The following is a 25,274-nucleotide window of genomic DNA, read 5'->3' on the forward strand; positions in this document are numbered from 1 at the left end:
AATGAAGCCAAGAAAGAGGTCAAAAATGATTGTAAACGAAAACTATCAGATCAATTATCGACAATTAAAGACTAAAATCAGCACATTTTGCAAAGAAACGACAATCTTAATTGCTTTAAAAGGGGCTATGCTTATAGCAATTGATGAAGAAATAAGCCAAATCAGCGAAGGTGAGCTGTTTGTGGTCAATACTGGTGAACAATTTGCTCTATCTAGAGATTCTGTAGAGGTTTGTTCTTATTTAGAATTGGGCATCAATACTCTTTTTTTTGCGACCCAATTTCCTAGCTTTTTTAATACACGCTTTGAATGCTTACCCAAACAAAAAGAACACGGCAAGATGCATGCTATTGCTGCTTTAAGAAGACAAGTCGCAGAGCTTTGTTTGCTAGAGTTTAGTAACGATTCCTCCAAAAGATTAAAAACCACCTTGTTTTTAGCACAAATCATTTTATCGTTGGTTCAGAATTTTCAAAAGGAAGAAGTCACAGAATATCATCCATCTGACAATCAAAAATTAAGAGAGATTCTTGAATATATTGAAGAGCATCACCAAGAAGGGGTTTTATTATCAGAGACTGCCGAGCATTTTTTTATGTCGGAATCGTCTTTATCGAAGTTTTTCAAGAAGGAAACAGGGGATTATTTTTCTCACTATGTTCGGACGGTTTGTGTCAAACATAGCTTGTCAGAATTACTCTATACGAAAAAGAGTATTGAGCAAATTGCATTAGATAATGGGTTTCGAAATAGTAAAACGTATCGACAGCATTTTAAGCAAATTTTCCATGATTCACCGACCCGTTATCGCTCGTCACATTTAATAGAAAATACCCAGACGCACCTAATCAATCAAAGCACCCAAATGACAAATCCTAGAGTGAAGGAAATCATGGTTCCTTTATATAGTTATATTCAAAATGCCCTAGAGGAACCGCGATCATCAGAATTATCATTGAAAACAAAACAACTTCTTATCACGACTGAACAAACACATGTTGACTATCAAAAAAGGGAAATTATTATCCACATTGGCTCATGGGAAGCGTTAGCTTCAAAGAAAGTTCAAACGGAAATTTTAGCCATAAAACAGCAAATGGACATCAAATATATCAGTGTATACTCTTTGTTTACGCAAATTCCATTAGCAGTTCAGATTCATCAAGAAGCGAAAATGAACTCTTTTCCAGCTTTTGAAAATTGGGATTACATTTTGACATTTTTGGAAGAGGCACAGTTGGCTATTTTTTATCAGTTATCACTTGTGGAGTTTAGACAGTTAAGTGTGCGAGTAAAAGAAGTTTATCGAAAATTTTTCCGCCATGTTCAAACTAAATTCGGAACAAAAGTGATAGGGCAGTGGAAAGTAAATTGTCTGTTTAAAGGGCAAAGTATTGACGCTTATTATCCTGAATTTTTAGAAGTGAAACAAATGTTAACGGCTATTTCTGATGAAATAGCAATTGGAGCAGAGATGCCTTTGTCAGATCCTTTTTTTGAAAAAAAAGAGCCAGAACAGATTCAATTTTTTTGTCGAACAATTGCTGTATTATGTGACTTTCTTTCCTTTTCTGCTGAACCAAACTATGTGTTTCAAAATCTTGACAGTACGTTTCCTGATTTGAAAAATTATCATCAGTATGTATTGAACAAAACCATGCATATCAAGCATCTTTTAAAGGAATATGAAATCAAATTGCCGTTGTATTTGACTGAATGGAATACGTTGACTGGCATGACGAGAAATAGTAATGGCACTTTTTTTAGAGGGGCGATTATTTTAAAAGATCTTTTGATTTTGGATACATTGGTAGCAGGATTTGGTTTTTGGCTGAATATCGAGTTATATGAGCAGCATACACAAGACCGTCCTTTAAAGAATGATGGCTTGGAATTATTTCATTACTACAGTGGGAAACGACCAGCCTATTTTTGTTTATGGTTAGTAAGAAGAATCAAAGGAGTTGTTTTAGCTCAGGGAGAAGAATATGTGTTAGCTTATGAGGATGGATGTTATCAACTGCTCTTGTTTAATACAAATTATTTTGATCCTCATTTATCTTCCGAGGAAGCATTCCTTAAAAGCCAAGCAGTCAATATTGACATTGCGTTAGCGGGCATTACTCCTGAACATTATCAAATTAAGCAAATTGAATTTAATCGACACAATGGTGCACTGTTTTACACATATGAAGAGTTTCGTAACGCAGCCACTCTTGATTTGGAGGCGCAAGAATATATTGTGAGCAGTACTCGACCTAAGATCAAAGTTTTTGATACCAAGATCGACGGTATTTTTAATTATTATGTGACCTTGGATACAAATGGAGTCGTCCTACTAGAATTGACACCGATTTTTCTATAAATAAAAGGGTGTTTTCTTGACGTAAAAGAAAGAACTAGCTTAGTATTGAAACAAGATAGCAACAAGAAAGGACGTTGTAAGATGAGTATCTATGATTATCAAGTTAAAACAAGCAATAATGAAACAGTTTCGCTAGAAGCATATCGTGGCAAAGTACTTTTGATCGTAAATACAGCGACTGGCTGTGGTTTTACTCCTCAGTATGAAGGCTTAGAAGAACTCTACAAAAAATATAAGGAACAAGGGTTTGAGATTCTAGATTTTCCCTGTAATCAATTTGGGCATCAAGCGCCAGGCACGAATCAGGAAATTAGCGATTTTTGTCAGCTGACGTATCAAACGACCTTTCAAACATTTGGCAAAATCGATGTAAATGGGGAGAACGCAGCTCCATTATACAATTATTTGAAAAGTCAAAAAGGCGGACTTTTAGGTGGTGCGATCAAGTGGAACTTTACGAAATTTTTGGTGGATCGTGAAGGGAATGTTGTGAAACGGTTTGCACCGACTGTGGAGCCAGAAAAAATTGCTGGAGATATTGAATCAATAGTGTAAGAAATACTTTTTTTATTTTTTATGTTGGTGGTAGCCTCATGATAAAATAATTTTGCTAAGAAAAAAGATAAAGAGTAAGCCCTTGGAGAATTAATTCTCCAGGGGCTTTTTTTGCTAATGTCGCTTAATATTCTGCTCCTTCTTATATTTGTTATTCATAAAAAATGAACCCCCCTACTAGTATAAAGATGGTATAAAGAATCAACGCTAACTTTAACACTATCTTTATACAAAATTTGATATCCTAATTTCAGCAAATGAAGGAGAGGAATTTTTAATGACGATTATTTCTGGAATTATCGCAGGATTACTGCTTATTTATTTATTTTACCAACTATTTTGGGGGGATCAACAGTGAGTACAATTTTTATACAACAAGCGATCTTTTTTATTGTTTTAATTGGTTTCGCTATTCCATTAGGTTTTTATATCCATCAAGTGATGACAAATCAAAAAACATTATTAACTAGAATCGTTCAACCAATAGAAACGAGGATTTATCGATTTTTAGGGACACCTGCTCAAAAAGAAATGACAGCCAAACAATATGGGCTGAGTATTTTATTTTTCAGTTTCTTTTCATTGCTGCTATTGATGGTGATGCTTTTAGGACAAGAATTCTTACCATTGAATCCAGAAAATCTTCCTGGCACTAGCTTGTCACTTGCTTTTAACACAGCAGCAAGCTTTGTGACGAATACCAACTGGCAAGCTTATGCAGGAGAAGAGACACTTTCGATTTTTACCCAAGCATTTGGTTTAACGGTTCAAAATTTTGTTTCAGCTGGAGTGGGGATTGCAGTATTGTTCGTTTTACTTCGTGGTTTTATGAATCGTACCACAAAATATGTTGGTAATTTTTGGCAAGATTTAACGAAAATTATCTTATATATTTTACTGCCACTTTCTTTTGTTATCTCACTGATTTTAATTTCTCAAGGAGTCGTTCAAACATTTGCTGGTTCAGTCGAAACTACTAGTTTGGAATTAGGCCAAAAGATTTTTCTCCCTTTAGGAACCGTGGCTAGTCAAGTGGCAATCAAGCAACTTGGCACTAATGGTGGTGGTTATTTTGGTGGGAACTCTGCTTATCCATTTGAAAATCCTAATTTAATCAGTAATTTTGTTGAAAATTGTTCAATTCTATTGTTACCAGCGGCTTTGATCGTGGCTTTTGGTTTGTTTGTTAAAGAATGGAAACAAGGTAGAACGATCATGATTGTGTCGTTTGGATTTCTGATTGCGGCTTTAATTGGCGTGGTATTAAGTGAATATTACGGACCACAATTTAATCATGTGATCGGTCAAATGAATATGGAAGGAAAAGAAACTCGTTTTGGGATTGGTTGGTCTAGTCTTTGGGCAGTTAGTACAACAGCTGCTTCTAATGGATCGATTAATGCAATGCTGGATAGCTTCATGCCGTTAGGCGGATTAATTCCAATGTTCTTGATGCAATTGGGAGAGATTATTTTTGGTGGCGCTGGCAGTGGATTGTATGGGATGATCGTTTTCATCTTACTCGCTATTTTTATTGCAGGTTTATTAGTAGGTAGAACTCCAGAGTATTTAGGAAAAAAAATCGAACCCTTCGATATGAAAATGGCTTGTCTCGTGATTTTGACCCCATTGTTATTAACCTTGATTGGAACGATGCTGTTTATTTTGAATCCGCAGGCGATGTCCTGGCTAAACAATCAAGGGCCTCACGGGTTTTCTGAAATTCTTTATGCCTTTTCTTCTTTGGCTAATAACAACGGAAGTGCTTTTGCAGGGCTGACGACAGATACCTTATTTCTAAATATAGTAGGTGGTCTGATCATGCTTCTTTCACGTTTCGTTCCGATGGTCGCAGTGATATATTTGGCTTCTAATTTAGGGAAAAAGAAAATCGTAGCAACTGGACCAGGTACGTTGTCTACTACCAATGCCACATTTGTTACGATGTTGATCATTGTGATCTTGGTGATCGGAGCCTTGAGCTTCTTGCCATCGATGGCCTTAGGTCCGATTGCAGAACACTTTATGACAAAATAAAGAGAAAGAAGGGGAAAATAGTGAAAAATACACAAAGTAAACGCAATGTTTATCAAGAGGCGATTCAAGCCTCTTTTAAAAAACTTGCGCCAACCATTCAACTAAAAAATCCAGTGATGTTAGTCGTTTATTTAGGGGCAATCTTGACAACCGTTCTCTATGTTCTAACATTTGCTGGCCATAATGACGCTGAACCTTTCTTTATCCTAGCGATTGCAATCATATTATGGTTGACGATTTTATTCGCTAACTTTGCGGAAGCAATCGCAGAAGGACGAGGAAAAGCGCAAGCGGAAAGTTTAAAACAAGCTAAAAAAGAGGTTATAGCATATCAGGTGACATCGTTAGAAGATGTTGCAAACAAAAAGTTTACTCAAATCAAGTCGTCAGAGTTGAAAAAGGGCGATCTTGTATACGTAGCGGTCAACGAACAAATCCCGATGGACGGCGATGTGATCGATGGTGCAGCTTCAGTCGATGAGAGTGCTATTACAGGAGAATCAGCACCAGTGATCAGAGAATCCGGTGGTGACCGCAGTGCCGTAACAGGAGGCACAACTGTTGTCTCAGATTATTTAGTGATCAAAGTGACCGCTGAAAATGGTGAATCCTTCTTAGATAAAATGATTTCTATGGTAGAAGGAACAGAACGGAAAAAAACACCAAATGAAATTGGTCTACAAATCATTTTGATCATGTTGACGATCATTTTCTTAGTCGTTTCAGCGACATTGTTGCCCTTTACTCAATTTTCTAGTGAGCTCGTTGGAAATGGTTCAGCATTGACTTTGACGACGATCATTGCGTTATTAGTGTGTTTAGCACCTACTACGATCGGAGCTTTAGTATCTTCGATTGGGATTGCAGGAATGAGTCGCTTAAATAAAGAGAATGTGATTGCCATGAGTGGACGTGCCATTGAAGCGGCAGGAGATGTCGATATTTTATTATTAGATAAAACTGGAACAATCACCTTAGGCAACCGTCGGGCAAGTGAATTTATACCCGTTACAGGTGTAAGTGAATACGACTTAGCCGATGCGTCACAATTATCTTCCTTAGCAGATGAAACGGCTGAGGGACGTAGTATTGTGATTCTAGCGAAAGAAAAATTTAATATTCGTGGTCGTGAGTTAAATCATGTTGAGGTTGAATTCATTGAATTTACCGCTAAGACGAGAATGAGCGGAATCAACTATCAAGGAGCTGAAATCCGGAAGGGGGCCGCTGACACGATGAAAAAATATGTGGAAGAAAATGGCCAGCCTTATCCTGAAGAATGTGATTCGATCGTACAAAAAGTAGCAAACGAAGGGGGTACCCCCTTAGTCGTTGTTAAAAACAACCAAGTGCTTGGCGTAATCTATTTAAAGGATATCGTGAAAAACGGTGTTAAAGAAAAATTTGAAGATATGCGTAAAATGGGAATCAAAACGATCATGATCACAGGGGACAATCCAATGACCGCTGCCGCAATCGCAGCAGAAGCAGGTGTGGACGATTTTCTAGCGGAGGCCACACCAGAAAATAAAATGAGCTTGATTCGCGACTATCAAGAAAAAGGACATCTAGTGGCTATGACAGGTGACGGAACAAATGATGCACCGGCACTGGCACAAGCTGATGTTGCCGTTGCCATGAATACAGGTACCCAAGCCGCCAAAGAAGCAGGAAACATGATTGATCTAGATTCTAGTCCCACAAAATTGATCAGCATTGTCAAAATTGGAAAACAATTATTGATGACGCGCGGTGCGTTGACGACCTTTAGTATTGCCAATGATATTGCCAAGTATTTTGCGATCATTCCCGTCTTGTTTTTCAGTATTTATCCTGCTTTAGAAGCATTGAATATTATGAAACTAACGAATCCGACAACAGCTATTTTATCTGCGATCATTTACAATGCCCTGATTATTGTAGCCTTGATTCCCTTAGCGTTAAAAGGAGTATCCTACAAAGAAAAACCGGCTAGTCAAATATTACGTCACAATTTACTCGTCTACGGATTAGGTGGTGTCGTCGCACCATTTATCGCAATTAAATTGATCGACATCATCTTGTCGCTTATATTGTATTAAACTGGTGATTAAGTTATCAAATAGGAGAAGAAAACGATGAAAAAAATAATGATTGCTTCACTAAAAAGTATTCTATTATTCACCCTACTCTGCGGTGTGCTTTATACCGCAGCTGTTACAGCTGTTGGTCAACTACTATTTCCAATACAAGCAAATGGTAGTTTAATCAAGAAACAAGAAACAGGGAAAACGAGCATAATAGGTTCAGTATTGATTGGACAACCTTTTACAGGAGCAAACTATTTACATGGTCGTCCCGATCAAGTCAGCCAACTATCTCCCGTGTCTAAAGAACAACAGAAGCGTGTGGAAAAACGAGTTCAAAAGGCTGATGTGAAAGAAGTCCCCATTGAGTTAGTTACCGCTTCTGCCAGTGGTGTCGATCCTGAAATATCAATTCCAGGCGCGATGATACAGGTTGAACGGATTGCTGCCGCTAGGAACATGAAAAATAGCGAAGTCCGTGCTATAATCAAACAAAATATCACTGGACTTAAAATTGGACCTGTTGATTCACAACGCGTGAATGTTTTAGGCGTCAATCATACGTTAGATGAGTCGGAATAAAAGGTGGCGCAAAAAATGGAAGAACAACGTTTAGATCCAGAACAACTATTAGCAAAATGGAAGAACACCGAACAAAACCTGAGGTCTGGACGACTGAAGGTTTTCTTCGGTTATGCGGCAGGAGTAGGTAAAACCTATGCGATGCTAAAAGAAGCACATGAGCAGCAAGCAGAAGGCAAAACGGTTTTGATCGGCTATGTAGAGCCACACGCCCGCCCAGAAACAGAAGCATTAGTGTCGGGTTTGCCTGTATTGCCTACCAAACAATACGAATATAAAGGCATTATGATCAATGAATTTGATGTGGAGGCAGCGTTACAAACAAAACCGGAGATTATTTTGGTAGATGAATTGGCCCATACGAATGCGATTGGTGCTAGAAATAGAAAAAGATATCAAGATATTGAAGAATTGCTAAAGGCTGGGATCGATGTCTATACAACGGTGAATGTTCAGCATATCGAAAGCTTAAATGACATAGTTGAACAAGTGACAGGGGTACACATTTCTGAAACGGTACCAGACACTTTTTTTGAAACGAGAGCATTGAAAGTGGTGGACATCGAAACAGAAGAATTGTTAGAACGACTGAAGCAAGGGAAAATCTATCATTCAGAAAATGCTAAAAAAGCGATGGCTAACTTTTTTAAGGTAGACAATCTGACCTTATTACGTGGTCTAGCGATTCGCAAAGCATCGGACCATATCAATACAACGAATCAACAAGAAACGCAAAAAAACACTGGCATCCATTCTAAGCTGTTAACGATCATTGATGAAAAAAATCCTGATATGACTAAGAAATGTCTACGTTGGACAGCTCGTTTAGCGCAAGCCTTAGGAACCGAGTGGATCGCATTAGAAATTTTAGAAGACATGTCTGAACATTCAGAGTCGGATAATTCAAAATTAGCAGCTAAACTTGGCGGGGAAGTTGTTACGTTAGAAAGTGATAATCAACGAGAAACAATCGTACAGTACGTGAAAATGCGTGGCGTTACAGATTTAGTAATGGGCAAAATAATCAAACGCTCGCGCTTTCTCCGCTTATATCGACCGGACTTAGAAGATGAACTTGTGGCTCTTATTCCAGAGGTGGATATTCACTTGGTTTCGTATCAATCAAATAAATACTTGCTTAATAACTACGCTGTAAAGAAAAAAAAGTTACAGAGTATTTTCACTTGGAAAGATTTTTACATGACATCAGGCCTACTCATAGTTGCCACGTTGCTTTCTGAACTAGGATTATATTATCATATTGGGGATCAAAACCTGATTTTGATTTATATTCTCTTTGTTTTGCTTGTGGCACGTATTACAACAGGGTATTTGTGGGCCGCTATTGCTTCGATCGCCAGTGTACTAATGTTTAATTGGTTCTTTGTGGAACCATTATTTTCATTGACTGTGTATAAACAAGGCTATCCAGTGACGTTGATTTTCATGCTTTTAGTGGCATTGTTAGTGAGTAATTTAATGATGCAGATCAAAAAACAAGCTTTTTATGCAATGAAACGGGAGCATCAATTAGAAATTTTGTATGAACTGAATAAAAAATACCTTGTGACACATGATCAAAAAGAAATATTGGCAACAACCGCTGACTATTTATCGAATATGTTGGATAGAGAGGTCCTTTTATATGGTGAAGAAGACGTCAAAAATCCCATTGGGGCACCGATTAAAGGACCATTAAGAAGTTTAGAAGAGTTAGCGGTTGCAAATTGGGTTTTTGTGAATCAAAAAGAAGCTGGTTATGGAACCGATACATTAATGGGGGCAAAAGCATTATATTTACCCGTTTTGTCTAACGGAATAACACTAGCTGTGATTGGGATCGAAAAAAGTAAAGAGAATCCGATCACAGATGAAATCATTACCTTCTTAGAATTGATTTCGACTCAACTGGCTTTAGCGATCGAACAAAATAAATTGACCTCAGAGCGTCAGCAGATTTTATTTGAAAGTGAAAAAGAACGAATGCGTGGCAACTTATTACGGGCAATTTCTCATGATTTACGGACGCCGCTTACTGGAATCTCTGGCTCAGTTGAAACGATCTTAGATGACAATGGCGCAAGCAAGTTAGCTGAGGAAACGAAACGCAAGCTCTTGATTGGGATCAAAGACGACGCAGATTGGTTGATCCGAATGGTCGAAAATTTATTATCAATCACTCGGATCAATGAAGAAACCATGAAAGTTGCTAAAAGCAAAGAAGCAGCGGAAGAAGTTGTGTCCACAGCCATTCAGCGGATCAGGAAAAGTTATCCGAAAAGTGAAATCAAGGTGACCTTGCCGGATGAATTTGTGTTAGTGCCAATGGATTCAATCCTGATTGAGCAAGTATTATTCAATTTAATGGAAAATGCAATTCGCCATTCCCACAGCGAGTCACCGATTTTTGTAACGGTTTCATTAATTGAAAAAGCTATCAAGTTTGAAGTCGCTGACCAAGGTAAGGGATTGACCGCAGAACAATTGCAACTATTGTTTAATGGCATGACCAAGCAAAGTACACCTGTTGATTCCAAGAGTGGGATGGGCATCGGCTTGTCTATTGTGAAAACGATCATTTTAGCTCATGATGGCACGCTTCATGCTGGAAATAGAGCACAAGGCGGCGCAATTTTTACATTCACCTTACCATTGGAGCGAAAGGAGCAAAGAGAATGGCAACGATTTTGATCATTGAAGATGATGATGTGATTGCCGAGTTTATGGGCGCAGTGTTAGCAAAAGAAAAACATACCATCCATTTAGCTCATTCAGCATTGGAAGGCTTATCGACTTTTAGAATGTGGTCAATAGATCTAATTTTACTTGATTTAGGATTACCAGATCAAGATGGAATCGAGGTGTTGAAAAAAATTCGCGAAACCTCCTCTGTACCGATCATTATTATTTCAGCACGTGATCACGAAAACAATAAAGTCGAAGCCTTAGATTTGGGCGCAGATGATTACATTACCAAACCTTTTGGTACACCTGAATTACTAGCTAGAATCAGAACGGCATTAAGACATGCTGTAAGTAACGCTGGTTCTCAGACAGAAATAAAAAAAATCATTAATGGTGAATTATGTATTGATATTGAGCATCATACAGTCAGCAAACAAGGGAAAGAGATTCATCTAACCCCAAATGAATATAAGATCATTCAAGTTTTAGGTGAAAATATCGGCAAAGTGCTTACCCACACGTATATTTCACAAAAAGTTTGGGGACCCTATAGCAATGAAAGCCAAACGCTTAGAGTTAACATGTCCAACATTCGAAAAAAAATCGAAGATAATCCAGTTGAGCCCGAGTTTATTATGACAGAAATTGGCATTGGTTACCGTATGCTGGAAAAATAGTCAAGTGTAGGTTAAGACAAAACAGACAACGTTTTGCTCTTAACCTATTTTTTTGATATAGGATTTAGTTCTTATTGACTCTCTTAAATGCCAAAGGATGGTAAAATAAAGCAAAGAACGTGAGGACGATTAACGGACGAAAGGGTGTTGAATATGAAAATTGTCACAGCAGTCGATTCCATGAAAGGTTCACTAACAAGTATTGAAGCCAATCAAATAATTGCCAATGTTTTTACTGCTAACGATCACTCGGTCAAAGAAGTGGCCATCGCTGATGGAGGAGAAGGAACAGTGGCAGCAGTTATTAAAAACAATGACGCTCAAAAAATATCAGTACAAGTACGAGCCTTAAATGACCAACTCGTCACAGCCGATTTTGCTTGGCTACCTTCTGAGAAGCTAGCGGTAATCGAGTCAGCTGCTGCATCGGGCATTCAATTTTTGGATGGTAGCAAGCGGACACACCCTTCAAATACCTCCTCTTATGGTACCGGCGAAATGATGTTAGCAGCTCTTGAGCAGGGGGCTGAGACAATTGTTGTAGGGTTAGGCGGAACCGGGACTATTGATGGCGGTATCGGATTACTAAGTGCCTTAGGCGTTCTCTTTTTTGATGCAAAAAACCAGCTACTACCTCCTATAGGAAGTAGCTTGGGGAAAATTACTCGTATCGATAGTGAAAAATTAGATCCTAGATTAGCGACAGTGACTGTCTACATTGCCTCCGATGTAGACAGCCCATTAATTGGGAGAACCGGTGCAGTCCAGATGTTTGGTGAACAAAAAGGGTTGCACAAAAACGAGTTGGAAAGCTATGAAAAAGAAATGAGCCATTATCAGAAAATTATTGGTACAACCAACAATGTATTCAAAGGAGACGGCGCGGCAGGTGGCATTGGATTTGCTATCCGACTATTTTTAGATGGCATCGTCTGCTCAGGATTCGAGTTTATTTCGGAACAAACAGGCTTAGAAACCATGATCAAGCACGCTGATTTAGTCATCACTGGTGAAGGGAAGATGGATAGCCAGAGTCTCCAAGGGAAAGTGCCAGTAGGAATTGGACGAATAGCTAAGAAATATAATGTACCTGTGATCGCTTTTGTTGGAAGTGTCAAAGGTGAACCTGAACTATTTTATAATGAAGGAATTTCGGTAATTGTTCCAATCATTGATCAAATCACTACACTAGATGAAGCGCTAAAAAATGCGGATAAAAATCTTTATAATGCAGTAAGAAGAACGAGTATATTAATGACGTTAGTAAAGTAATTAAAACAAAAAATATGTTATATATTTGTTTGGTAAACAGTATCAATTAGCCATTTCGGGAAATTGATACTGTTTTTATTGTAAGCGGATTCATCTCATATATAGGTCTCTAGTACCATGACAAAAGTTAGTTCTTCCCTCAAAATGAATAGAAAAGGAGGATGTAAAATGAAAAAGGGCGAACAAAAATAAAAAAATGACTGGGAAACAGTTGCGAGTAAATAGAATCCATGGAGGGATAACATGTCTGTAATCGAAGCAAGAAATATCAAAAAAAGTTACGGTCGTAACGAATCAAGATTTGATGCCTTAAAAGGTGTAGATTTGAAAATCGAAGCAGGAGAATCCGTTGCGATCATCGGGAAAAGTGGTTCGGGAAAATCAACATTTATGCATATTTTAGCATTATTAGATAAGCCTACTTCGGGCGAAATTTTATTAAATGATCAAAATGTGACAAGTATCAGTAAAAAAGAATTAGATAAAACAAGAAATAAGCAATTTGGGTTTGTGTTTCAGCAATTTTTTATGAATCCTAAAGATACCGTTTTAAATAATGTGATGTTACCATTGAAGATTGGTGGTATTTCAAATAGCAAACGAAAAGAAATGGCGTTAGAAGCACTCAAAGCGGTTGAATTAGAGGATAAAGTCAATAATAAGGCCAATAATTTATCAGGTGGACAAAAACAACGAGTGTGTATTGCTCGTGCCTTGGTAAACAACCCTAAAATCATTTTTGCAGATGAGCCTACTGGAAATCTAGACTCGACTACAGGGGATAAAATCGAGCAATTACTATTTGATTTGAATAAAGAAAAAGGCATTACGTTGATCATTGTCACACATGATCCAGAACTGGCTGCACGTTGTGATCGACAAATCCACGTTCGTGATGGCGTGATCATAGGGGGGGGACGAGTAAATGAAATTTAGTGATATCTTAAAATCAGCTAGTTCAAATTTAATGCGTAATAAAGGACGTACGATCTTAACGATTGTTGCCATATTTATCGGAGCATTCACAATTTCACTTACAACAGGTGTAAATATTGGGGTCAATGATTATATCGATAAACAAGTCGGTAGCGTTGGTGGTCAAAATCAAATCATGATCCAACCTAAAATCAGTGGCAGCTTTGGTGAAGACGGTGAGCCGGCGAAGTATGATGCAGATAAAAAATCAAGCTCGATGCAGCAACAAGAAGCATTGGATAGCAAAGATTTAGAAAAAATCAAAGAAATCAAAGGAATCAAAAATGCGGAAGCGATGAAATCAGTTGCGACAAGCTATATTTCAGGAAAAAATAATGAAAAATACGTATTTTCAGCAATGCCAATGGTAGAAGATTTAAATGTGGACCTTGACGCAGGTAAAGCTGCGGATCAAAAGAGTTCAGAGTTTCAAATCAATTTAGCACCAGAATATGTCAAATCACTAGGATACAAATCTAGTGAAGAGGCAATTGGTCAAACCGTTAAAATTGGTGCAAGCTCTTCAGCAACAGGAGAAGAGAAAGAAATTGAAGCGACGATTGTTGGTGTGCGTAACACTAGCTTGATCCAAGGTGGGATGTCTTTATTAAATAATGCGCTCGTTGATGAAATCTCAAAAGCTAACGAAGAAGGCTTGCCAGAAACGATGAAAGGTCAATATGGCCTGATCATGGGCGAAATGAGCAAAGATGTCACTAAATCTGAGATCGCTGACGTTAAAGAACGTTTGGACAAAGCAGGTTATATGGGACAAACAGTTGAAGACCAAATCGGTATGATCCGCAATGTAATCAATGCTATCACAGGTGTTCTAACAATGTTTGGCGCTATTGCCTTATTAGCAGCAAGTTTTGGCATCATCAATACCTTGTACATGTCAGTTCAAGAACGGACTAGGGAAATTGGTTTAATGAAAGCCATGGGACTAAGCAGTGGAAAAGTCTTTACGATCTTCAGTGTAGAAGCGGCTTTGATTGGATTCTTAGGTTCCCTTCTAGGTATTTTAGGAGCAGTCGGAGCAGGCGCTTTGATCAATCAAATCGCTGCTGATTCATTCTTAAAGTCCTTGACAGGCTTTACGTTGCTTCAATTTTCAGCTTCTTCATCTGCGGTAATTATTCTTATAATCATGGGAATTGCGTTCCTTGCAGGAACCTTGCCTGCCAGAAGAGCAGCGAAGTTAGATCCAATTGAATCCTTGCGTTATGAATAAACTTAAATAATCAGTAAGAACAAGACGTTTAACGTTTTGTTCTTATTTTTTGTAAGCATATTTTTTACTTAAATCAAAAATAAGGAGTATACTAAACTCACATTTTACTTAAAAGACGGAGGAATCATAAATATGAAAGCAGTTGTCATCAATCAATACGGTGGAAAAGAAGAATTAACAGAACAAGATGTGATCTTACCTGAATTAAAAGAAAATCAAGTATTGATTAAAGAGCATGCAACATCAATCAATCCGATTGACTGGAAATTAAGAGAAGGCTATTTGAAACAAATGATGGATTGGTCTTTTCCAATCATTTTAGGATGGGATGTTGCTGGTGTGATTACCGAAGTAGGTAGTCAGGTGACAGATTGGAAGGTTGGAGACCAAGTGTTTGCTCGTCCAGAAACGACTCGTTTTGGAACCTATGCTGAAGAGACGATCGTCGATGATCATTTAGTAGCAAAAATTCCTGAGAATGTAACTTTTGAAGAAGCAGCTGCAGTTCCTTTAGCAGGTTTGACAGCTTGGCAAGCACTTTTTGACCATGGGAATCTTCAAAAAGGAGAGAAAGTTTTGATTCATGCCGGTGCAGGTGGAGTTGGAACCTATGCGATCCAACTAGCAAAACAAGCAGGAGCTTATGTGATCACAACAGCCAGCAAAAAAAATCATGAACTATTAGAGAAACTTGGCGCGGATGAAGTGATTGATTATCATACGACTAATTTTGCAGAAGTACTGACAGATATTGATCTAGTGTTTGATACAATGGGTGGAGATGTACAAAAATCAAGCGTTTCTGTCCTCAAACAAAATACCGGTCGCTTGATTTCAATTGTTGGCATCGAAAGCGAAGACTTAGCAAAAGAAAAAAATATCAAAGCGGAAAGCATCTGGCTACAACCCGATGGCAAGCAATTGCAAAACATTGCCGATCTAATGGCCGCTAAAAAAGTAGTTTCGGTGATTGGCGAAGTGTTTCCCTTTTCTAGGCAAGGAATTTTTGATGCCCATGCCTTAAGCGAAACGCATCATGCCGTAGGTAAAATCGTTATTAAGATGGCTGATTAAGTAAATAGACCATCCTCATCATGTTGAGGATGGTCTATTTCGTTGATTTACTTGCTCTAAAGTGAATTAGTTCTAACAAGCCAGGTAATTCTTGCTGGATGTAGTCATGATTCAAAACATAGGTTTTAGTGGTGCCCGTTTTGATCTCTTGAATCAAATAAGCATCCTTAAGTAGTTTGACATGATGAGAAAGAGTTGATTTTACAATATTATATTTTTCAGAAGTAATGCGTTTCTCTCCGTCACGTAACAGGCATGTAAGGATATTTAAACGGATCGGATCACTAACAGCTTGTAATGCTTGAAGAACAGGATCATCGTTGGTATCGCTCATTTTATTTTTCATAAACAGATTATAACACAAACATTCTACTTTACATATGTAAGAGAGCGTGCTATATTTAATGTTCGAAAATAATCGAACTAAAGAGAGGTATGAACCGAACATGTCTAACACATATAAAGTAAATGATTTTTCAAAAATCATGAACGAAAGAAGATCAATTCGTAATTATGACCCAACTGTTAAAATCAGTCAGGAAGAAATGACGCAAATCATCAATGATACTGTTAAAGCTCCGTCATCGGTCAATATGCAGCCATGGCGTTTTGCGGTAGTTGCAAGCGATGAAGGGAAATCAGCTTTAGCGCCGTTAGTTCGTTTTAATAAAGTTCAAAATGAAACATCTGCTGCGATGATCGTGATTTTTGGTGATCTGAATAGTTTTGAACATGCAGAAAAAATTTATGGAACGGCTGTTGAACAAAACTTGATGCCGCAAGAAGTGAAAGATCGTCAATTAGAAGTGTTAAGTCCGTTGTTTGAACAAATGGCGACAGAAGATAAAAAAGAAATGGCGATTATCGATGGCGCTTTAGCTGGGATGAACTTAATGTTAGTTGCTCGTGCATATGGCTACGATACTAACCCTATCGGTGGATTCGAACGTGAGAAAATTGCGGAGGCATTGGATATGGATAAAGAACGTTATTACCCTGTGATGATCGTTTCGATTGGGAAAGCGAACGAAGAAGGTTACCCTTCATACCGATTACCTGCTGCTGATATCACAACTTGGAAGTAGGAGGCACCTCATGCATATCATTCCGTTAATTTTAGCTATGATCGTTGCAGTTGAACATTATTACATTTTATATTTAGAAATGTTTCAAACTACGTCTACAAGTGCGCAGCGTAGCTTTGGTCTGGATAAGGAATTTTTGGATGATCCAAGAGTGCAAACGTTATTTAAGAATCAAGGACTATACAATGGTTTTTTAGCAACTGGAATTTTATGGGGGCTATTTTTTGCTTCAAATAGTTGGAGCGTTGTGCTGTTTTTTATCATTTGTGTGATTGTTGCCGCAGTATATGGAGGCTTAACTTCTTCTAAATCAATTTTGATAAAACAAGGGGTGCCAGCAATTATTACGTTCATAGCACTTTTAATTTTTAGATAAATGAAGAAAAGTTTAAGACAAGAAAATCATTGTCTTAGGCTTTTTTTTGTATTCTGAAAAAAACTTATAAAAAGTAAGTCTAAATACTTTACTTACTTTTGGTAAGGATATATACTATACCAGTAATCTAAAAATTAATTGAAAACGAAAAGGAGCACTATACATGACAGAATTTATGCAAGCATTAAAAAAACGCCGTTCAATCTACGCTTTAGGAGATAATCTACCACAATCACAAGAAGAAATCACCGCTTTAGTAAAAGAGATCGTTAGAGAAAGTCCAACTTCTTTTAACTCACAAACACAACGTGTGGTTTTCTTATTCGGCGACGCACACAAAAAATTATGGTCAATGACAGAAGAAGCGTTGAAACCTTTAACACCTGCAGAAGCGTTTCCAAATACACAAGCTAAATTGCAAAGCTTTGCAGCAGGATATGGAACATTGCTATTCTTTGAAGATATGGATATCGTAAAAAATCTACAAGAACAATTTGAATTATATGCAGACAATTTCCCTGTTTGGTCAGAACAAGCAAGTGGTTTAACGCAAGCCAATGTTTGGACTGCCTTGGCACAAGAAAATATTGGAGCAAACTTACAACATTACAACCCAGTAATTGATGAAGCGGTAGCTAAAGAATGGTCTATTCCAAGCCAATGGAAATTAAGAGCGCAACTGGTTTTCGGTTCGATCGAAGCTCCTGCTGGTGAAAAAGAATACATGGAAGATAGCGCACGTTTCTTAGAATTTAACTAATAACGAGCAAATGGGGGAGAAAAGTATGGTGGGCAGATTACCTGAAGAAACAATCGTAAAGCAAGTAAAATTAAAAGTTAAAAATTTAGAGGCAATGACAGATTTTTATACAAAAATGATTGGGCTTGTTTTACTAAATAAAACGGAAAACACCACTTTCTTAGGTGCACAAGCTTCTTCGGAAACCATGATGATTCTAGAGGAACTTATTGATCCTATCGTGAAAAATAATACGACTGGCTTGTACCACACCGCTTTTCTCTTACCTTCTCGCAAAGATTTAGGCAATAGTTTAGTGTGGTTGCTGCAAAATAATAATGAAATTGGTGCTGCGGATCACGGATATAGTGAAGCGATCTATCTGACAGATCCAGAAGGTAACGGGATCGAGATCTATCGTGATAAACCAAAAACGGAGTGGGATATTCGTGCAAATGGAGAAATCATCGGTGTAACTGAAGAGCTCGATGGGGATGCTGTTGTTGCTGTGTCTGATGGACAATGGCTAGGACTAGTACCAGGATCACGAATCGGCCATGTTCATTTACAGGTAGCTGATTTAGCTGTGACGGAGAAATTCTACGAACAACTTGGGTTCTCTTTAAAATCTAATTTTGGCGGACGTGCTAAATTTTTCGCTGCTGGTGACTATCATCATCATATTGGAACGAATACTTGGAATAGCCGCAATGACGCTTTGATCAGTGAAAACCAGTTAGGATTAGCTTGGTACACGTTTCAGTTGCCGTCTAAAGAGGCACTAGATGCGTTGCTCGACCGACTCAACGAACAAGCTATTGCTTATGTCTATGAAAATGAACAACTAACGATTCAAGATCCGAACGGCATGCAGATCAAATTTGAATACTAATATAAGATAAAAGGTCAACTTCATTGCTGAGGTTGGCTTTTTTTTATTTGAGCAGACTTTAGATTTGATAGACTGGAAGAAAAAGTATGTTCACAGTTGTGAGTCATAAAATCTATTGAAAGCGAAAAAGCCTAGCTGAACTCATAAATATCTCATTTAAAGAGCTATATTCTCATTTTTTTTAAATAATAACAATTAAAATGAAAAATTATCGTAAATTATTATGGTAAACTTCAATAAGTGAGTTATTACTGATTTTTAGTAATAATGAGTTAGAATAAAAAATGGGAGGGATTTAAGGGTGAAAAAGTATATTCATTTATTAACAGTTGGTGTCCTATTGGCTTCGAGCATTCCAATGACGGCTAATGGGGAAGAAGTTCATGTAGAGGATAATAATACAATTTCGGATATTTCTTCGGAAACAAACGGAATTGAAGTAGAACTTATTGAACAAGAAACGACAGATACAGAACTTTTAGATTCAGAAAGTGAAAATGCGCAAACAGAAATAGTAGATCAAGAAAACGAACAGGAAGATGCTAAGGTTGAAGAAACAAAAACATCAGGAACTGAACAAGAAACTGTAAATGAAGCTGCCGCAGTTACTAACGAAGTGAAAGCAACACCACAAGCATATGCAATTTCGCCAGAACTTGGGATACCAATTCCTGATTATGATGGAAAATTAGTAGATAAAGAAAATACAATAACGGACATCGAAAATTCTAAAGTTACCTCAGATTATGCTTTCATGCCTCAAATTACAGATAAAACACAAGTAGTTGTTGAGGGAAACCATGTTACTGCAGATGGGAAATATATCTTTTATTTGAAAGAAAATAGCAAGGGAAAAGTCACAGTTACCTATAAAAATGTCGGGACTTATGATGGCAAAGTTATTGATTTAAAAATTTCTTTTGATGATTGGACGTTTATGCAAGTATTCAATAACGCTGGCTGGAACCCTAGACTTACAATTGGTCCACAGAGTACTGGGATTTTTATGTATGGTCTGTCAGATCTAAAGGCAAATTACTATTTCTTGGATCATTTAACTGGTTTACAAGCCCAAGTTTCCGGATTTTTCAATTTTACTGATATTGACAATAATCAATACTTAGATATTTATAATAATGCAAATATTAAAAATTTCTACGCAAGTAAAGACAACGTTCTCTATTATAAAAATAATGACGGTTACATTAGTGTAGGGGATTATATTGGACAAGATGCAGATGATGAGTTGAAAGATAATAAATATTGGTTGACATATACTTACAACAAAACCTCCAATTTTACTATTACTTTTCATGAGCTAAGAGAAGCGATTCGTGGATATGGTGCATTATTTGAGTATACGTATGAAGCACCTGTTGTAATTGAACCACAAGCAGAAACAAAAACGAAGAAGCTAACCGCGAATAACACAAGCATAAAACCTGTATATCAATCCTTAAATACAGCTAAAGTAGAACAAAAAAATGCAGGTGAAACCGTCACTAACCCATTGTCAGCTAATCGGTTACCTGAAACGGGAGAACAGAATAGTAGTCACTTATTTACGTTTGGACTGTTGCTACTTTCAAGCCTACTATTTTTCAAACGAAAAGATCGTCTATAATATACTAGAATGTTGTGTATTGGTCAAAATAGAAAATATAAAGGAGAATCAGGTACTCTATGATTCTTCTTTATTTTGTCTACCCTATAAAGCTAAAAAATTAAAGTTTTCAGTTAAGTACAAAATGGCACGACAAACTAATTTATAGCAGCTATGAGGAATCTAAGAAGTTTACTAGACTTATAAGTAGCTGGTTGATATTTTGAATAAGTATGTTGAACGGCTGCAGAGCTATAATTTTGAGAAGTGGGATTCTTACCAGATCACTATAAAATGAGTACTCTTAATTTAATCAGACTCAATATAACATAAGCAACAGAGCATACATAGATAAAATAATGAAATAAAGTGAAACTTCCGACTTTGTTTTATACACTAATAAAGTGAAGGGAGCGTATTTAATGGTAAAAATGACAACTGAAACAATAACTTTAGTGAAAAAAGCTAAAAAAGGGGATGATTCAGCATTTGAGAAACTTTTGAAAGAACAATATGAATATATTTATCGAACCGCATATCATTATGCAAGTTCTGAACAAGACATCCTTGATATTATTCAAGAAGCAACGATCGAAGCATACAAAGGAATAGCCAAATTAAAAAGTGAGCAGTATTTTTATACATGGTATATTCGAATATTGATACGAGTTGCAACTAAACTAGCAAAAAAAGCAAATAGTGTGAAGCAAGTAAATATTGAAGACTATTCAGAAGATATTATCAATGGGGACAATAAACATGAATTAGAACAGGAGCTAGATTTAATTCATTCTTTCAAAAAGATTGATAAAAAATATACGGAAGTTTTGCAGCTTTTTTATTACCAAGATTTATCGATTCAGGAAATCAGTCACATTTTAAACGTGCCAGTGGGAACTGTAAAAACGAATTTATTTAGAGGAAAGCAAAAATTGAAATCAATTTTAGGAGGCGACTATTTTGAAAGATAATTCTAAAAAAGTGATAACTAAAATCAATTCAACCATCCAGGTTCCAAAAGATAAAACATATCAAGCAATAGAAGAAGGTATCCGCTTAGGAAAAAAAAGTAGCAGAAAAAGAAGAATCTATCCCTTCATACCAATCGTTGCACTAGCCGCTATAGCGATGATTATTATCATTCATACACCGATGGTAGATGCACTAGCCAATATTCCAGCTATTTTGGGTGCGAAATTAACGAAAGTCGAACCTGGGGAAACCAAAGAAACAGCACCTGTAACCATCAAGACACCGAATCATGCCCCTGAAAGTACTGAGACAATAAAGCCGATTAAGCTTATCGATGGGACTGAAGTGACGCAACAATTGCTAATGACACATGCCTGGGCACCTTTAATGAATTCAATTTCAGGTGAGCCCTTCATGGATATTGTTGATTCAAAAGTTGTAATTCATCGCTTCAACGCAAATGAGCTATTGCTGTCATTTGTAGATATCAGAACGGGTCAAGAAATCTCGGAAGCAGATACTATATATTATGATGATAAGAATGAACCGATTGAACGCTATAAAGAGTTAGATAAACATCTTTATAAAATTCAAGGAAATATATTAGAGCAACAAGTGTTATTCTCTTCGAAAAGACAATCAGATCCAACATATATGGAGTTGAGGATAGTGGATGGATTACTAGTAATGTTTCCCCACGATGATTTTGATCATAAAAAAGACCGACAACTCATTTTACAAGCTGTAGAAATAGTTCCGAATTAATAAGGATGAGGTGAATAATTTTAACCTAGATTAAGTTTATAGGACTTTTTAGAAGTAAGAGAAACGAATGATGTAAAACAGAAGATTTTGTTGTGTAATTTTTATTAAGAGGTTTAATATCAAAAATTAGAAAGGGTGAAGTTTGCTGGCGGATCCTAAAAATTATTTTTTATCCAATATTTAGATGAAACTATTTATCTTTATTTTTTGAAATAATAACTAAGTAGAATTATGCTGGATTTGATTGTGAATGATAGACCCAATCCGTTGATTGATGCAATTTTGGACAAAAATAATGATGGCACTTTAAGGAATAGTGCTGTTGGAACTTCCTCTGATTTGGATGACCTTCTGATACTTTATATAAAAAAAGATGTCGATAATTCCTCACCAACATCAGAAAGTATAGACCCTTATGTGCCCCTATACTTTTTTAATCTTTCTATATCAAAACTTAGTGTTTCAAATAATAAAATACACGGATTCTCATAGCTCAAGTTAGAATCATATCTCTTATAATCTTCCGATAAATTCGTAATATCATCTAGTTCAACCAGTGTGAATGTTCCTTTTAAGTTAAGCGTTGTGACGTATCCAGCATCAAATTCAGCATAACAAGCTATTGTCGCTTTTGGATTGGCTTGTATATCTTTGACAATATCAGTATTTTTATCTAAATAAAAATACAAGGTTACAAAACTGAATCGACTCATAATCGATTGCAAAATCAACGTTTTTGGAAATCCATTTTCGTTAATTGTTGAAATAGCATATGCGTGTGTACGTTCTAAAATAGTTTCTGCAGTTACCATAGTTTCCCCTCCATATGAATCATGATTTTAACATAGAAAAAAAGGGGAAAAAAGACCCTATATAAATTAAAAGATATTTTTAATTTATTGATGCTAGGATGAAATCAAGGATACGATTTAGTAAAATTATACCTAAGGAGAAAAGGACGTGTCTCACATGGCAAATCAACGATTTACTGATGAATTCAAACAAACAATTGTTGACCTCTATCACGCAGGTAGCTCAGTTGAACAATTAGCAAACGAATATGGGATGGTACCACAAACTTTTTACAAATGGATTAATTTTTATACTCCAAATGACTATTCTGACGTTACGGAGGCTGGATTTCTTAAGTTGAAAAAAGAAATGGCTCAGCTTAAGGAAGACAATAACATCCTAAAAAAGGTCTTAATCATATTCGCAAAAAATAAATGATAAGACACTTTTTGAAACGATTCATCATTTATCAAGCGAGGTAAATGTTTCGAGAGCTTGCCAGTTATTTGAACTCCCCGCTCAAGCTATTATGGGCGACTCACCCGAATCGAATCGAGCAAAAGAAAATAAAGACTTGAGCGACAGAACTCTAAAAATATATTTAGATTCTAGGCGCTGATACGGTGCTTCCAAAATTCACAAGGAGCTTGTCAAACTAAAGATTAAGATCAGCTTAAAACGAGTTTGAAATTTAATGAGACAATTCTTTATTCAATCGATTATTATCAAAATATAGCAGTCTGGCCCTTCAAAAGCAGCCGAGCTTATTCAAGAACGTGACAATCTTCTCAAACGTAATTTTTCAACCACAGGTTTAAATCAAAAATGGGTAACAGATATCACTTATATTCACACGTAAAAGATGGTTGGTGCTATTTATCATCATTTCAAGATTTGCATTTTAAGAAATCATCGCTTGGTCATTTGGTAAATTAATGAAAACGGAATCATTTTTAGAAAACTTAGACAAAGTTATCTTGACGCAAAAAGTGACAAAAGACTTGATCCTTCATTCAGATATAGGCAGCCAATACACGAATGACCCTTATGGGGCACACTTGGGTGAATTGGAAATCCGTCATTCATTTAGTGGGGAAGGCTGTCCCTATGATAACGCAAGCATAGAATCATTTCACGCTACGCTGAAAAAAGAAGAAGTCTATCAAACATATTATCAAACTTTTGAGAAAGCCTCGACAAAATTATTTCAATATATAGAAGGCTTTTATAATCGCAAATGAATTCACGGTGACGCCACAAAAAATGAAGGGACGTGCTCAAAAAGTCGCTTAATTCTTTTACACTTACCATTTTTTTTTGCGAAAAAATCATGAGTATCATTCGCCATCGCTTCCCACAACGGTCATGCATTTGAGTTTGAGGGTTATGGGAAACGATGGCACACTCTCGAAGTGACATTTTTCAAAAAAAGTCTCCCACAATGTGTCCAAGATATTGACTTAGATCCAAATTCACTAAAAGGTTCTCGGGGAGATAAAGCAAAAGAAAGTTTTACAAAAAATAGTGAGAAAATAGATAGTATTTCATCAAAGTAGTTAATTGATCTTCCCTAATGTAAATAAAATGAGAGTAAGAGAGCCTGAAATATAATTTTTTGAGTTACGTTCCAGGCTTTTTTCTTGCAAACGATACTATCGACACTCAAAAGTATCAATCGGATAAATTATAGCTGCATGAATCATGTTAGTAGACTATCAAAGGTTACAATCACAAATATCAATATAAAAGAAACTGACATATTTTACAGTATCAGTTTCTTTTAAAAGTGTCCATACCAAAAGCATTGATTTTAGGTTAAGGAAAGAGTGATATATTATAGAGCCTAATTAATTACCAAAGAAGACTGTAGTACTATTCCGCTAAAATCAGATAGTACAGAATTGTTTAGCTACCTAATCAAGAGATAAGGGCCAAGCAGGAGTTGAACCTGCAAAATCTCCCAAATGAGTTCATGACCCAAAAAATAAATTGACTTACAAAAATAGTATATATTATTTTCTTTTGAGTTGGAAATAATTAGCTTTTTAGTATTTATGATAAACTGTTTGCTTAATTAGCATACATACAATTAACATAGTTGTTGAATGTACGAACTTATATCACACAATTAATGAAAGAATTATAAAGCTTCATATATCTGAGGATCAAGTAAAGGATATTTATGAGTATTTAGATGCAAAAGGATTTATTGTAGCTTTGGACTATTACGAAGTATCATTCTAAAGTTAATAAAAAAGTATATAGTAAAATCTGACACAATATGATTGTGTCAGATTCTCTTAAATGTACCTATACCAAAAACATTCGTTATTGGGAATGGATATTTTACAAATAATTAGAGTTCCCGTCGAGGTGCTTATCTTCATTCTATAATGTCAAAGAGTCTTCCCTTTTTAGTTACAATCATTTAAACTAATGATAGCAAACTGTATTTTACAAAAGGAAGGCTATAGTTGTTTATTAATAGCACAACCAGTGTAGCAGGGGCGTGTCAGCTTCATTCAGCC

General features: G+C 36.5%; 21 protein-coding genes and 1 pseudogene. 20 read left to right on the forward strand and 2 right to left on the reverse strand.

Annotation, left to right across the window (positions count from 1 at the left end):
- The first annotated feature begins 25 nt into the window (after nucleotides 1-25).
- The 11 genes from BCR24_RS04695 to BCR24_RS04745 all read left to right on the forward strand — a co-directional run bounded on the left by BCR24_RS04695 (nucleotide 26) and on the right by BCR24_RS04745 (nucleotide 15,522).
- Nucleotides 26-2,365 (forward strand): helix-turn-helix domain-containing protein, encoded by a 2,340-nt coding sequence (locus BCR24_RS04695; protein ID WP_069639409.1) that lies wholly within the window; start codon nucleotides 26-28, stop codon nucleotides 2,363-2,365.
- A gap of 81 nt (nucleotides 2,366-2,446) precedes the next feature.
- Nucleotides 2,447-2,920, forward strand: coding sequence for a glutathione peroxidase (locus BCR24_RS04700; RefSeq protein WP_069639410.1), 474 nt, complete (start codon nucleotides 2,447-2,449; stop codon nucleotides 2,918-2,920).
- A 354-nt stretch (nucleotides 2,921-3,274) separates the two neighbouring features.
- A complete protein-coding gene (kdpA, locus tag BCR24_RS04705) occupies nucleotides 3,275-4,957 on the forward strand; it encodes a potassium-transporting ATPase subunit KdpA (RefSeq protein WP_069639411.1) in 1,683 nt (560 codons plus the stop codon).
- Between the two features lie 20 nt (nucleotides 4,958-4,977).
- The gene (gene kdpB, locus BCR24_RS04710) at nucleotides 4,978-7,038 is read left to right on the forward strand and encodes a potassium-transporting ATPase subunit KdpB (protein ID WP_069639412.1); all 2,061 of its coding nucleotides are present in this window, start codon (nucleotides 4,978-4,980) and stop codon (nucleotides 7,036-7,038) included.
- Between the two features lie 36 nt (nucleotides 7,039-7,074).
- Nucleotides 7,075-7,605: a potassium-transporting ATPase subunit C gene (locus BCR24_RS04715; RefSeq protein ID WP_069639413.1), complete on the forward strand. Its 531-nt coding sequence runs from the start codon at nucleotides 7,075-7,077 to the stop codon at nucleotides 7,603-7,605.
- 15 nt (nucleotides 7,606-7,620) lie between these two features.
- Nucleotides 7,621-10,296, forward strand: coding sequence for a sensor histidine kinase (locus tag BCR24_RS04720; RefSeq protein WP_069639414.1), 2,676 nt, complete (start codon nucleotides 7,621-7,623; stop codon nucleotides 10,294-10,296).
- Complete coding sequence (locus BCR24_RS04725) at nucleotides 10,281-10,967, forward strand: response regulator transcription factor (RefSeq protein ID WP_069639415.1); 687 nt, start codon at nucleotides 10,281-10,283, stop codon at nucleotides 10,965-10,967. Before BCR24_RS04720 ends, BCR24_RS04725 begins: the two co-directional genes overlap by 16 nt.
- Nucleotides 10,968-11,120: 153 nt before the next feature.
- Complete coding sequence (locus BCR24_RS04730; protein ID WP_069639416.1) at nucleotides 11,121-12,239, forward strand: glycerate kinase; 1,119 nt, start codon at nucleotides 11,121-11,123, stop codon at nucleotides 12,237-12,239.
- A 243-nt stretch (nucleotides 12,240-12,482) separates the two neighbouring features.
- Nucleotides 12,483-13,175, forward strand: coding sequence for an ABC transporter ATP-binding protein (locus BCR24_RS04735; RefSeq protein ID WP_069639417.1), 693 nt, complete (start codon nucleotides 12,483-12,485; stop codon nucleotides 13,173-13,175).
- Complete coding sequence (locus tag BCR24_RS04740) at nucleotides 13,165-14,448, forward strand: ABC transporter permease (RefSeq protein ID WP_069639418.1); 1,284 nt, start codon at nucleotides 13,165-13,167, stop codon at nucleotides 14,446-14,448. Before BCR24_RS04735 ends, BCR24_RS04740 begins: the two co-directional genes overlap by 11 nt.
- 132 nt (nucleotides 14,449-14,580) lie before the next feature.
- Nucleotides 14,581-15,522, forward strand: coding sequence for an NADP-dependent oxidoreductase (locus BCR24_RS04745; protein WP_069639419.1), 942 nt, complete (start codon nucleotides 14,581-14,583; stop codon nucleotides 15,520-15,522).
- Nucleotides 15,523-15,556: 34 nt separating this feature from the next.
- Here BCR24_RS04745 and BCR24_RS04750 read toward each other — a convergent pair whose 3' ends face one another.
- On the reverse strand, nucleotides 15,557-15,856 hold the full coding sequence (locus tag BCR24_RS04750) for an ArsR/SmtB family transcription factor (protein WP_239574219.1): 300 nt from the start codon (nucleotides 15,854-15,856) through the stop codon (nucleotides 15,557-15,559).
- A gap of 112 nt (nucleotides 15,857-15,968) precedes the next feature.
- On the opposite strand from BCR24_RS04750, the gene BCR24_RS04755 reads away from it, so the two are divergent.
- The 7 genes from BCR24_RS04755 to BCR24_RS04785 all read left to right on the forward strand — a co-directional run bounded on the left by BCR24_RS04755 (nucleotide 15,969) and on the right by BCR24_RS04785 (nucleotide 21,954).
- A complete protein-coding gene (locus BCR24_RS04755; RefSeq protein ID WP_069639421.1) occupies nucleotides 15,969-16,607 on the forward strand; it encodes a nitroreductase family protein in 639 nt (212 codons plus the stop codon).
- A 10-nt stretch (nucleotides 16,608-16,617) separates the two neighbouring features.
- Nucleotides 16,618-16,983 carry a DUF1304 domain-containing protein gene (locus tag BCR24_RS04760; protein ID WP_069639422.1) on the forward strand — a complete coding sequence of 122 codons (366 nt, stop codon included), beginning with the start codon at nucleotides 16,618-16,620 and terminating at the stop codon, nucleotides 16,981-16,983.
- A 163-nt stretch (nucleotides 16,984-17,146) separates the two neighbouring features.
- Nucleotides 17,147-17,743 (forward strand): nitroreductase family protein, encoded by a 597-nt coding sequence (locus tag BCR24_RS04765; protein ID WP_069639423.1) that lies wholly within the window; start codon nucleotides 17,147-17,149, stop codon nucleotides 17,741-17,743.
- Nucleotides 17,744-17,768: 25 nt separating this feature from the next.
- Complete coding sequence (locus BCR24_RS04770; protein ID WP_069639424.1) at nucleotides 17,769-18,614, forward strand: VOC family protein; 846 nt, start codon at nucleotides 17,769-17,771, stop codon at nucleotides 18,612-18,614.
- Between the two features lie 301 nt (nucleotides 18,615-18,915).
- Complete coding sequence (locus tag BCR24_RS04775) at nucleotides 18,916-20,238, forward strand: LPXTG cell wall anchor domain-containing protein (RefSeq protein ID WP_069639425.1); 1,323 nt, start codon at nucleotides 18,916-18,918, stop codon at nucleotides 20,236-20,238.
- A 401-nt stretch (nucleotides 20,239-20,639) separates the two neighbouring features.
- Complete coding sequence (locus tag BCR24_RS04780) at nucleotides 20,640-21,188, forward strand: sigma-70 family RNA polymerase sigma factor (RefSeq protein ID WP_069639426.1); 549 nt, start codon at nucleotides 20,640-20,642, stop codon at nucleotides 21,186-21,188.
- The gene (locus BCR24_RS04785) at nucleotides 21,178-21,954 is read left to right on the forward strand and encodes a hypothetical protein (protein WP_069639427.1); all 777 of its coding nucleotides are present in this window, start codon (nucleotides 21,178-21,180) and stop codon (nucleotides 21,952-21,954) included. The genes BCR24_RS04780 and BCR24_RS04785 overlap by 11 nt, the downstream gene beginning before the upstream one ends.
- A gap of 413 nt (nucleotides 21,955-22,367) precedes the next feature.
- On the opposite strand, the gene BCR24_RS04790 is transcribed toward BCR24_RS04785, so the two are convergent.
- On the reverse strand, nucleotides 22,368-22,766 hold the full coding sequence (locus tag BCR24_RS04790; RefSeq protein ID WP_069639428.1) for a pyridoxamine 5'-phosphate oxidase family protein: 399 nt from the start codon (nucleotides 22,764-22,766) through the stop codon (nucleotides 22,368-22,370).
- A gap of 157 nt (nucleotides 22,767-22,923) precedes the next feature.
- On the opposite strand from BCR24_RS04790, the gene BCR24_RS04795 reads away from it, so the two are divergent.
- Nucleotides 22,924-23,184: a transposase gene (locus BCR24_RS04795; RefSeq protein ID WP_069639435.1), complete on the forward strand. Its 261-nt coding sequence runs from the start codon at nucleotides 22,924-22,926 to the stop codon at nucleotides 23,182-23,184.
- A gap of 563 nt (nucleotides 23,185-23,747) precedes the next feature.
- Nucleotides 23,748-23,984, forward strand: a pseudogene (locus BCR24_RS04800) (integrase core domain-containing protein); the annotation flags it as partial.
- Nucleotides 23,985-25,274: the final 1,290 nt, after the last annotated feature.

It is taken from the genome of Enterococcus ureilyticus, assembly GCF_001730315.1.
Lineage (GTDB): Bacteria > Bacillota > Bacilli > Lactobacillales > Enterococcaceae > Enterococcus_L > Enterococcus_L ureilyticus.

Bases quoted from the DNA above. Each gene is read 5' to 3' on its own strand.
- BCR24_RS04695 (WP_069639409.1), top strand. From the start codon at position 26: ATGATTGTAAACGAAAACTATCAGATCAATTATCGACAATTAAAGACT.
- BCR24_RS04700 (WP_069639410.1), top strand. From the start codon at position 2,447: ATGAGTATCTATGATTATCAAGTTAAAACAAGCAATAATGAAACAGTT.
- BCR24_RS04715 (WP_069639413.1), top strand. From the start codon at position 7,075: ATGAAAAAAATAATGATTGCTTCACTAAAAAGTATTCTATTATTCACC.
- BCR24_RS04720 (WP_069639414.1), top strand. From the start codon at position 7,621: ATGGAAGAACAACGTTTAGATCCAGAACAACTATTAGCAAAATGGAAG.
- BCR24_RS04725 (WP_069639415.1), top strand. From the start codon at position 10,281: ATGGCAACGATTTTGATCATTGAAGATGATGATGTGATTGCCGAGTTT.
- BCR24_RS04730 (WP_069639416.1), top strand. From the start codon at position 11,121: ATGAAAATTGTCACAGCAGTCGATTCCATGAAAGGTTCACTAACAAGT.
- BCR24_RS04735 (WP_069639417.1), top strand. From the start codon at position 12,483: ATGTCTGTAATCGAAGCAAGAAATATCAAAAAAAGTTACGGTCGTAAC.
- BCR24_RS04740 (WP_069639418.1), top strand. From the start codon at position 13,165: ATGAAATTTAGTGATATCTTAAAATCAGCTAGTTCAAATTTAATGCGT.
- BCR24_RS04745 (WP_069639419.1), top strand. From the start codon at position 14,581: ATGAAAGCAGTTGTCATCAATCAATACGGTGGAAAAGAAGAATTAACA.
- BCR24_RS04750 (WP_239574219.1), bottom strand. From the start codon at position 15,856: ATGAGCGATACCAACGATGATCCTGTTCTTCAAGCATTACAAGCTGTT.
- BCR24_RS04755 (WP_069639421.1), top strand. From the start codon at position 15,969: ATGTCTAACACATATAAAGTAAATGATTTTTCAAAAATCATGAACGAA.
- BCR24_RS04760 (WP_069639422.1), top strand. From the start codon at position 16,618: ATGCATATCATTCCGTTAATTTTAGCTATGATCGTTGCAGTTGAACAT.
- BCR24_RS04765 (WP_069639423.1), top strand. From the start codon at position 17,147: ATGACAGAATTTATGCAAGCATTAAAAAAACGCCGTTCAATCTACGCT.
- BCR24_RS04770 (WP_069639424.1), top strand. From the start codon at position 17,769: ATGGTGGGCAGATTACCTGAAGAAACAATCGTAAAGCAAGTAAAATTA.
- BCR24_RS04780 (WP_069639426.1), top strand. From the start codon at position 20,640: ATGGTAAAAATGACAACTGAAACAATAACTTTAGTGAAAAAAGCTAAA.
- BCR24_RS04790 (WP_069639428.1), bottom strand. From the start codon at position 22,766: ATGGTAACTGCAGAAACTATTTTAGAACGTACACACGCATATGCTATT.
- BCR24_RS04795 (WP_069639435.1), top strand. From the start codon at position 22,924: ATGGCAAATCAACGATTTACTGATGAATTCAAACAAACAATTGTTGAC.